The 6468-nt window shown below is 26.3% G+C and carries 6 protein-coding genes and 1 pseudogene; 2 read left to right on the forward strand and 5 right to left on the reverse strand.

From position 1 onward, the window contains the following. The 5 genes and pseudogenes from CPX_RS02400 to CPX_RS02420 all read right to left on the reverse strand — a co-directional run. Window positions 1-338: pseudogene (locus CPX_RS02400) on the reverse strand (hypothetical protein); the annotation flags it as partial. A 47-nt stretch (window positions 339-385) separates the two neighbouring features. After that, complete coding sequence (locus CPX_RS02405) at window positions 386-850, reverse strand: hypothetical protein (RefSeq protein ID WP_235443260.1); 465 nt, start codon at window positions 848-850, stop codon at window positions 386-388. A gap of 29 nt (window positions 851-879) precedes the next feature. Next, entirely contained in the window at window positions 880-1170 is a 291-nt protein-coding gene (locus tag CPX_RS02410; protein WP_053521591.1) for an HU family DNA-binding protein, read from the reverse strand. Window positions 1171-1469: 299 nt separating this feature from the next. Beyond that, window positions 1470-1808 carry a single-stranded DNA-binding protein gene (locus CPX_RS02415; protein WP_053521584.1) on the reverse strand — a complete coding sequence of 113 codons (339 nt, stop codon included), beginning with the start codon at window positions 1806-1808 and terminating at the stop codon, window positions 1470-1472. Window positions 1809-1998: 190 nt separating this feature from the next. Continuing rightward, window positions 1999-2598 (reverse strand): sigma-70 family RNA polymerase sigma factor, encoded by a 600-nt coding sequence (locus tag CPX_RS02420; protein ID WP_053521585.1) that lies wholly within the window; start codon window positions 2596-2598, stop codon window positions 1999-2001. Between the two features lie 748 nt (window positions 2599-3346). Here CPX_RS02420 and CPX_RS02425 point away from each other — a divergent pair. Beyond that, window positions 3347-4063: a Pr6Pr family membrane protein gene (locus CPX_RS02425; RefSeq protein ID WP_053521587.1), complete on the forward strand. Its 717-nt coding sequence runs from the start codon at window positions 3347-3349 to the stop codon at window positions 4061-4063. A 90-nt stretch (window positions 4064-4153) separates the two neighbouring features. Then, entirely contained in the window at window positions 4154-5530 is a 1377-nt protein-coding gene (gene pepV, locus CPX_RS02430) for a dipeptidase PepV (RefSeq protein ID WP_053521589.1), read from the forward strand. The last annotated feature ends 938 nt before the right edge of the window (window positions 5531-6468 follow it).

Consider the following 6468-nt stretch of genomic DNA (forward strand, 5'->3'; position numbering starts at 1 on the left):
AACGCATAACTAAAATCTTTTTCAAAAGTTTTGACAGGAAAATGATATTTTAACCATCCCATGACTTCTTTTATTCCTGTATTTTCACCTAAATAAACGTTATAACATTCTGTATTTTGATAAGTTTGTTCTTTTAAAGGTAAAAGAGAATGATAATAAAAATTATCAATTTCAGGAGATAAAGGTTTAAAAGAAGAAGGTTGTGTTTCTTTTAATAAAACTGTTTCTTCTTTAATTGGTTCTTTGAAAGGCAAATGAAGATGGGTTTTCGGCAAAGAACTTCCCCATTGAAATAATAAAGCAGCGATTAAAAAGCCCCCCCAGCAAATAACAAACAACTCCAACCTCTTTTAAAGAGGGGAGTAATATTTGTTGGCATAAAAAATTAGTTTAAAGTTTCTAATTGCGTTTGTAATTGTTCTTTACGCGTATTTAAAAGATGAGTGAAATAATTTTCTTCTTCGGCTTCTTGTGCTTCAGCAATTTCTTTTTCTAAATGATTGATTTCTTGAATGATTTTTATTTTTTGAAGTATTTTATTAATTTGTTTTTGAGTGTCGTCTAATTGAGTCGTTAAACGTGTTTTTTCCTCTATGATTTTCTTTTTATCTTCTTCTTTTAAATCAGGATTTTTTAATTTATGAGCTATATCTGGTAAAAGGGTATTTTCTATCTCTTCTTCTTCTGTGAGTAATTTTTCTTGTTCTTGTAAAGCAATTAATTCTTTTTCTTTTTGTAATTTCTTAGCTGTTAAAGCATGTTTAGCCGTTAATTTATGTGTTTCGTTTTTTTGATTTTTTTTTGTTTCGTTAGCATTGAGGTTTGTTTTTTTCTTAATTTTTTTATTCATATTTAAATCTCCTTTTGTTTGATATTGGTTTATTCTAATGTTAAATCTTTCACTTTATCTTTAATGGTTTTAGATAATTTGAAAGTTACTACCGTTTTTGCAGGTATTTTTATTTTTTCTCCTGTTTGTGGGTTTCTACCAGCATAAGCTTTTCTTGTTTTTAAAATGAATTTACCGAGTTTAGATGATAATGTTACTTCTTCGTTAGAAGTAATGGATTCTATTAGGGTATGTTCGAATGAATTGTAAAATTCTTCGATTTTGGTAATTGAGGTTTTATTTGCCTCAGCTATGTTTTTGATTAATTCTTTTTTAGTCATTTTTGGGTTTCTCCTTTTTGTTTTTTTGGTTTTATTGTTTGGTTTTAATTTATTGCGGTCTTTGAAGTAAGTCCCGCGGTATATTTCAGTCATGGCGTCGCTCATATGATTTTTTATTCTCCTTTATGGTTTTCTTTTAAAAAGTTAAGATATTTAATATTAATGTTCTTTTATATTTGTTCTTTTATTTTAAAATAAAAATAACGGTACAAAAAGATACCATTATTATAGAAATAAAGACTCTGCCCGAGGTTCTATTTTTTTACCTATTTGAAATGAGGATATAATAATATGTTGTTTTAAAATCGTAAATTATCAGTTGGGGCAGATTTATTGTCTAAAAAGATCACTTTATGGACGATAACTTTGGTATGTGTTTTCTTTTGGCCCTCGTTGTTAGTGTATTTTTGGACAGATAATGTTCCTTCTAGATAAATTTTAGATCCTTTATGTAAGTATTTATGAAAATTTTCAGCTTGGGTTCTAAAAACCACACAAGGAATATATTGAACTTTGTCCTTTCCTTGGTTAACCACTAATTGAAAATCTATTTTAGGAATTTGTTCGTTGTTAACCTTAAGATATTGTTTGTCAAGATCATGAGTGATACGACCAATTAATTGAACTGTATTTAACATTTTTTTATTCTCCTTATTTTAATTATTTTTAATGTTGATGATGTTGTAGTTATTTGGTAAAGTTATTTTTCTTTGTTTTATATTGAGTTTAAATTTTACATTAAGTAATAAGTCTCAACCAAAGATAATAGAAACAAACAATGCAAGAAAAATATTAAAAGATAGAAAATATTTTCTAGTTTCATATAATTTATTTTTTCAATTTATTGATTGCTATATTTTTAAGAGTTTCTACTTGTCTTAAAGTTAAATTAAGTTTATAGGCTATTTCTTGATTAGAATAACTCGGTTGATAAGTTTCATGAATATTTCCTAAAGGAATGTCAAAACTTAATCTAATGATATTAAATTCTTTTTTACTTAATTTAGTTTTTAGTTTTTTTAAAAATAGTTCATGATTTACTTGTTTTAACCATATTTGATGAGGATTAGGAATTTGATAATGCCGTGTGTGTTTTTCTTCTTGAAAAGAAGTGTTATTAGATTTATGAGTCTTTTGGGGAACAGAAGGAGAATGGCTTTTTCTTATTAATTCTTTGATTTCTGATTTGATGGTTGGAGTTGCGTAAGCAATAAAGTCATATCCTAAATCTACATAATTATCTAAAGCTTTGATTAATCCTAAAACTCCTTCTTGATATAAATCATCTTTTTGAAGGACACGTGGATAATATTTAAATCGCTTAACTAATTTATTTACTAAGGGCAAATGTAAATTGATTAATTGATTAAGCATTTCTAAATTCTTATTATTTTTTAAAAATTCTTTAAATAATTCTTGTCTTAACATTTGATTCCTTTCTAAAAATATTCTTAGAAAAGATAAGAAATTATTTTTTTAGTCTAGAAAAGAAAAAAGACTAACTTAATAGGTTAGTCTTAAAGAATTTTTAAAAAGTAAAAAGTGTCTAAACTTTTGGAACAGTTCAAACGTTCCCTATTTAACATATTGGTGATTAGAAGAGTGAGATTTTTTGCCAGAAAAATCACATCAAAAATCACTAACATCATGAAGAACGCGATAACTAATAAAAGTTTCCAAATTTATTTCGGTACTTTTATTAATATCATATTCAAACATAGCTTTTTGCGTGATAGAATAACCTTCCAACATTAAATTATGATAATGAATTGTATTTGGTCTATGACGAAATCGTTTAAGTATTTTTCTAATCTGTTTTTGAAAAGAATATAAAAGTGTTTCGTTGAGTTTGGTATAGGTTTTATTTTTTAATGATTATTTTTTTGTTTTTTAATTTTGAAAATAAAGAGATAACTTTTTAAACCTAAAAAAAGCCTTCTTTTTTAAGTATGAAACATGTTTTTTTCAAAGAAAATTCATAATTGAGTAAACAAATATGATAAAATAAAATTTTATGATGTATTTGTGAATTTATAAAAAAACTTTTTTATAAACTTTCAAAATCAGAATAAATTAATTTAATTTTGTATTATAAAAATATTTTTTTATAATAAGATAAAATCAGCGTTTTAAAAGGTGATGTTTATCAATTTTCTTCAAAGAAGGGTTATTCAACATGAATCAAAAGAAAATTATTAAAAAGAATTTATCAGACCAAAATACATCCAAAGGTAGAATTTATGAATTATTATATTTTTTATTCTGTTTGGGCTTGTTATCGATCGCTTTAGGAGTTTTTATCGCACAAGTGGATGAAAAAGTTATTAAAGGAACAGACTTGTTGCATGATTGGAAAAAATTATTCAATATGTTCACTTATCAAAGTAATTTTTTAGTTTTAGTAGTGATGCTTTTATCCTTTACTCCTTGGCGAAAAAAAAAGAGCTTTGTTGTTTTAACTTTTATAACTTTAGTGAGCATTTTATTTACTGCGATTATTAATCATTCGATTCTAGATAGAGATGAAATTAAAAACTTTAGTTTTAAAACTGTTGATTTTCAACACACTATTATCCCTCTTTTATACACTGTCTTTTATTTTTCAAAAAAAAATATCGGTATATCTTGTAAAAAAGCTTATTTAGGGATTATCCATCCTTTGACTTATTTAATTATTTATTTAATTATCGGCAAAATAAAAGGGGAAGATTATAAATATCCTTATAATTTCATTAATCCTCACAAACCTGGCATTATAGGCGGTTTATTGGGAAAAGCAAAACAAGGGTATTCTTATCTTTTTTTAACCGCTTTCTTTTTAGCCATTTTAACTTATTTGTTTTCGTTATTTTTAAATTTCGCTAAAAGTAAAATTAATGCTCGAAAATATTAATTTCGACAGATAAATGGTTTTACCGCATGTTGTCCTTTTTTCTGAATTATAGTAAATATCCAAAAATAAACTAAAAAAAGGAGATAAATAATGTTTGATTTTAGAAAAGAAGTTTTAAAAAGAGAAGATATTATTGTTAAAACTCTGCAAGATTTGTTAAGAATAGAGAGCGAATTAGAAGCATTTAAACCAGAAAATAAAGGCGCTCCTTTTGGGCAAAAATTAAAAGAAGCTCTTGATTTTATGTTGAATTTAGGACAAAAAGATGGTTTTAAAACTTTGAATGTTGATGGTTATGCCGGTCATATAGAATACGGTAATCAAACAGATTGGGTTGGTATGATAGGACATCTAGATGTTGTTCCCGCCGGCAACCATTGGTCTTATCCTCCTTATGAAGCTAAAATAGTGGATGGTAAAATTTATGCTAGAGGTTCTCAAGATAATAAAGGTCCCGTTATTGCTTCTTATTTTGCTTTAAGAATTTTAAAAGAATTAAACATTCCTTTAAAGAAAAGAGTGAAATTTGTTTTAGGATTAGATGAAGAATGCGAATGGCGCTGTGTGGATCATTACTTTGAAAAACATCCGGAAATCCCTGTTGCTGGTTTTGTTCCTGATAGTTATTTTCCTTTAGTTTATGCGGAAAAAGGCCTTGTGGTTTTATCTTTACAAACTGAAAGCACAGATCCCCGCATTATCAGTATACAAGGTGGTTCTAAAGTAAATATTGTACCGGATTTAGCTCAAGCGGTTTTAGTTTATGAACCTCATTATGAAACTTTATTTCAACAATATATCCAAAAAAATGATATAAACGCTACTTTTACCAAACAAAACGATCGAATCACTATCGAAGTCAAAGGTTCTGCTTTTCACGGTTCCGCTCCAGACCAAGGTATAAACGCTAACGATGCTTTAATCAAAATCCTGCAAGCTTTAAATATTGAAAATAATTTTCTTAATTTTTTAAATAATTATGTAGTAGATAGTTCAGATGGTCAAAAAATGGGGATTAAGCATTTAGATGTTGAAACAGAACATCTTACCTTATTTAGTGGAGTTTTTACTTATGACAGCGATAAAGCCTCTTTTTATTTAGATTTAAGATATCCTAAAGGCATCAAATATGAAGATATTATGACTCAAATTAACCAAAAAGCACAAACAAATAATATTAAAGTGCATGTATATTTTCATAAAGCTTTATTTTATCAAAGTCCTAAAAGTCCTTTATCGCAAACCTTAATGAAAGCTTATCAAAAACATACAAATGATCTAGTTTCTCAACCTTTAACCAGAGGCGGAGGTAGTTTTGTCAGAACCGTCCCTAATTTAGTCGCTTTTGGGCCAATTTTTCCCAAAGAAAACGCTTTATTTCATCAAAAAGATGAAAATATATCTATTCAAACTTTAATGAAGTTAACTATGATTTACACAGAAGCTTTATATGAATTAACCACCTAATAAAAAAATTTGTAAATTAAAAATTAAACGAAAAAATGATCTCCAAAGAGTTAAAATAAAAAACCGTCTTTTTGAGACGGTTTTTTTCTTGGGAATTGAAAAACATTATAATTAGACTTTTTTATTTATTTTAAGGTTTTCGGTTATTACTTCTATTTGATTGATTGCGATTATTTTCACGTGATATAGCGTTATGCACAATATTTTGTTGGTTTGCAATAACGTTGACTTAATTGTATATTTTGTCTTACAAGGTCATTAATAACTTCTGCTGAGGCATTATTGTTCTTCCTAGCTTTAAAAATTTGTTGGACAATTATATTTTGTTCGACGTTCATTTCTTGCAAAATTAACGTTATGATTGCCATTATTCATCGCCAACAATTGATGGTTAAAAATATCTAATTCTAATTTATATTATAATTGATGTTAAAGTAGGAAAATGAAATTAATATCACAATAATAGAAATTAAATATATGAATAAAAGTCTAAATAATTTATTTTCTTTTGGTTCTCTTTTTCGCTCATTTTTCTAGTTCTCCTTTTATTTTTTATTACTTAAAAGAGGCGAATTAAAATCGTATAACTTTGAAAAATTGATATTAACATATATAATCATTTGAGTTTAAATATTTATTAATTATTTCAATTATATACTATAAACATCAAATGTGAACTTTTTTAAAAACTTTTGGCATTGCCATTTTAAAATATTAAAGAGGTTCTGTGCGCCTTAAAAGTCAAGTATAGAGTAGGTGATAAGTTCGAAAGAAAGTTAAAATTATTTATTTTTTGGTTGCGGGAAATATACATTAAGTAATAATTTTTTTCTCTATTTATAACTATATTATATATCATTTTAAAGCTATTTAAACAATTAATTGAAAAAACATAAATTAAAACAACACAAAATACCCTTTTAAAAAAGGGTATTTTG

It is taken from the genome of Candidatus Phytoplasma pruni (assembly GCF_001277135.1).
In the GTDB taxonomy this organism is placed as follows: domain Bacteria; phylum Bacillota_I; class Bacilli_A; order Acholeplasmatales; family Acholeplasmataceae; genus Phytoplasma; species Phytoplasma pruni.